This is a genomic window from Pseudoalteromonas sp. TB25, from assembly GCF_000497995.1.
In the GTDB taxonomy this organism is placed as follows: Bacteria; Pseudomonadota; Gammaproteobacteria; order Enterobacterales; family Alteromonadaceae; genus Pseudoalteromonas; species Pseudoalteromonas distincta.
In genome coordinates this window covers 1-3,433 of sequence record NZ_AUTI01000050.1, presented here as the reverse complement: position 1 = coordinate 3,433, position 3,433 = coordinate 1, and the positions used below count along the sequence as shown (strand labels likewise).

Here is a 3,433-nt window from a genome sequence, read left to right as displayed (position 1 = left end):
TTGGCTAAATAAATCCCACATAACAAACGCGGCAAATATAATACCGAGTGCATGGCTGATTACGTTTAATTTCTCTTCTTTACGGGAATAAGGCGCTTCTAACGACATAACTGTTCCTACCACTATTGGAATTAATTTCAGTGTACAGCTGTACGCTGAAAGTTTCAATCTTAGCTGTGAGTAATTCTAAATAACTTTATTTGATACACTACTTTAGCTTTTACTTGATTTTAAAGAGAATTAATTCACTATGTTGGTGTCTAGTGTAATACATATTACGAGCTGAAATAACCATGAAACAAGATCTAAAAGCTGCTTTACTTACCGCCATTGTTTATCCTGGAGCGGGACATTTTTCTTTAAAAAAACACCTTATAGGCGCTATTTTTGCGGGTGTATTCTCTGTTCTTTTAATTTTAACCTTTCAAGATATATTCGCGATTGCACAGTGTACTGCAAATGAAATTGTAAACGGAAAAATCCCCATGTCGGTTACGGCCATTTTAAAAGCCGCGCAACAACCATCTAACGCCTGCGCTCAGCTCGCTGAATATAAGTACGTACCTTTAATGATTATAATTTGGGTGCTGAGCATAGCCGATGCATATCGTTTGGGCAGAAAAGCGCTGCCCACTAAAAAATAAGCCAGTTAATCAGAACTCGGTTTGGTTGGCTTATTAATTTTCTTCCCGCATATTTATCCCTGATATTTAGCTATTATTGATGGCGGTAATAATTATTATTACCGCTTATTCCATTTTTATACATATTTTTTGTAACCGAGATTTTCGCCTGCACCATGTAAACATCGTGTAAATTCCTGTATATACCCAGTAAAATCCTCAAACCTCGTTAAATCGCTCACTTGTTGATATTTAGTTAATTAAAACCCTTCTCCTTGTACCTTTTTATTAATTTAATGTTAATAAATAAATGGTACTTTCTGCTCGCCAAATTAACTTTGTTTAACTATTAAGTATTGATTTGGTGTCAATTTATTACGTCAAACGATGACGACTGATAATTTCAATTTAAGGAAATACGATGAATAACAGTTCAAATAATCACAAAAGAAAGGATTTTAAAGTGGCGAGCTTATCGTTAACTTTATTATTAGGATGCTCAACTATGGCCAATGCCGCTGTTGAAAATTTAACGGTGAGTGGGAATCAAATTCTTGCAGGTGGAGAAAACACAAGCTTTGCAGGACCTAGCCTATTTTGGAGTAACACCGGTTGGGGCGCTGAAAAGTTTTATACAGCACAAACAGTAGCAAAGGCAAAAACTGAATTTAATGCAACATTAATTCGTGCAGCTATTGGGCATGGTACGAGTACTGGTGGTAGTTTGAACTTTGATTGGCAGGGCAATATGAGCCGTCTTGATACTGTTGTAAACGCAGCTATTAGCGAAGATATGTACGTTATTATTGATTTTCATAGCCATGAAGCACATACCTATCAAGCAACTGCAGTTCGCTTTTTTGAAGAGGTAGCTACTAAATATGGGCAGTACGACAATGTTATTTATGAAATTTATAACGAGCCGTTACAAATTTCGTGGGTTAACGATATTAAGCCTTACGCAGAAACAGTTATTGATAAAATTAGAGCAATCGACCCTGATAACTTAATTGTGGTTGGTACACCTACGTGGTCGCAAGATGTTGATGTGGCATCACAAAACCCAATTGATCGCGCCAATATTGCTTACACTCTACATTTTTATGCTGGCACGCATGGTCAATCGTATCGAAATAAAGCACAAACAGCACTCGATAACGGCATTGCACTATTTGCTACAGAGTGGGGAACAGTTAATGCTGATGGCAATGGGTGTTAATATTAATGGATGGCATTTTTTAAAACAAACAATATTAGCCACGCTAACTGGGCTTTAAACGATAAAAACGAAGGTGCTTCGTTATTTACCCCAGGCGGTAGTTGGAATTCATTAACCGCTTCAGGCGCTAAAGTTAAAGAGATCATTCAAGGTTGGGGTGGTAGTACGGTTGCTTTAGACTCTGATGGAGATGGTATAAGTGACAGCCTTGATCAGTGCGATAATACTCCCGCAGGTACAACGGTTGATAGTATTGGTTGTGAAGTAACTGACAGCGATGGCGATGGTATTAGCGATAGTGTTGATCAATGCCCTAATACACCAGTAGGTGAAACTGTTAATAATGTAGGTTGCGTTGTTGAAGTAGTTGAACCACAAAGCGATGCGGATAACGATGGAGTGAATGATGATATTGATCAGTGCCCAGATACACCCGCTGGTACAAGTGTTGATACAAACGGATGCAGTGTTGTAAGTTCAACAGATTGTAATGGTATTAATACATATCCTAATTGGGTAAAAAAAGATTATTCGGCCGGTGCGTTTACTCACAATAACACAGACGATAAAATGCAATATCAAGGTAATGCATACAGCGCAAATTGGTATACAAACAGCATTCCAGGAAGTGATGCTTCGTGGACGCTTATCTATAGCTGTAGTTAAACGCGTTAAATAAAATATGCGAAGAAGGTAAATAATACATTTACCTTCTTTTTAAAAGTATTAGCCTTTATAAACACTTTGATGCTGGTTAACTATGTTATAGCTTGGGGAGTTTATGTTATCTATATAGCGCCAATCGGTTGTGATTTGCTCTTTAGTAATCGTCAGTAACATATATCCACGGTGTGATAAGTCACAATAGTTTAAGTCGTTTATTAGCAATGAAAGCGAGTCAGCCATTTGCTTTGCTTGTGCTGTATTAAGCGCTAAATAATGCTCCATACCCGGGGATGTAACACCTGGTGTTGCAAACTCTACTCCTACGCTTTCGCCTTTTGCATTTTTTAATGTGCCATGCCACGCATTGTGCGTATCACCTGCAACTACAACTAGCTTTTTATTTAATGCAGTAACGCTTTTGTATAATGCTTCGCGCTCGCTTGGGTAACCATCCCACGCATCTAAATTGTAAGGCATTAAAGTATTTACGCGTGCGAGTTGCTCGGGTGTTTCCGCTTTATTAGCTAAAACGGCTTTTTTAATGGCAACAAGCTCTTTTAACACCTGCGGTATTTTAGTGCGATCGGATTGCGAGAATATTTCAGTAGGTAGCCACATTTTAGTCATCAATACTTGCTGGCCCAATACTTGCCATTTTGCATTTGATTTAGTTATTGCACTCGTGAGCCAGTTTAGTTGTGTGTTACCTAGTAACTGCCTACTTGGATTATTTAAATCACTGGCAAAGCGCGCAACATCCATTTGTTTGGTCTCTAGGTTTTTATAGTCGCTGTAAGCGAGTTGTTTATCGCGTGCTATTACGCGCGTATCTAGCATGTGCAAGCTTATTAAATTACCAAAATCGAAGGTGCGGTATATTTGCGGGCTTTGTTCGCCCATAGGCGGTCTAATTGGCAGCCATTCG

2 protein-coding genes and 2 pseudogenes are annotated in these 3,433 nt (G+C 38.5%); 2 read left to right on the top strand and 2 right to left on the bottom strand.

Translation table 11 applies throughout. From position 1 onward, the window contains the following. Positions 1–108, bottom strand: a pseudogene (locus tag L652_RS1000000125260) (hemolysin III); the annotation flags it as partial. Positions 109–293: 185 nt separating this feature from the next. Between L652_RS1000000125260 and L652_RS0100920 the strand changes: the two are divergent. Further along, positions 294–644: a hypothetical protein gene (locus L652_RS0100920; protein ID WP_002962450.1), complete on the top strand. Its 351-nt coding sequence runs from the start codon at positions 294–296 to the stop codon at positions 642–644. A gap of 400 nt (positions 645–1,044) precedes the next feature. Continuing rightward, positions 1,045–2,508: pseudogene (locus L652_RS1000000125660) on the top strand (cellulase family glycosylhydrolase). A gap of 60 nt (positions 2,509–2,568) precedes the next feature. Here the strand turns inward: L652_RS1000000125660 and L652_RS0100910 are convergent. Next, positions 2,569–3,433: alkaline phosphatase D family protein (locus tag L652_RS0100910; protein WP_024603193.1), on the bottom strand; the 865-nt coding region annotated here is incomplete at its 5' end.

Bases quoted from the DNA above. Each gene is read 5' to 3' on its own strand.
- L652_RS0100920 (WP_002962450.1), top strand. From the start codon at position 294: ATGAAACAAGATCTAAAAGCTGCTTTACTTACCGCCATTGTTTATCCT.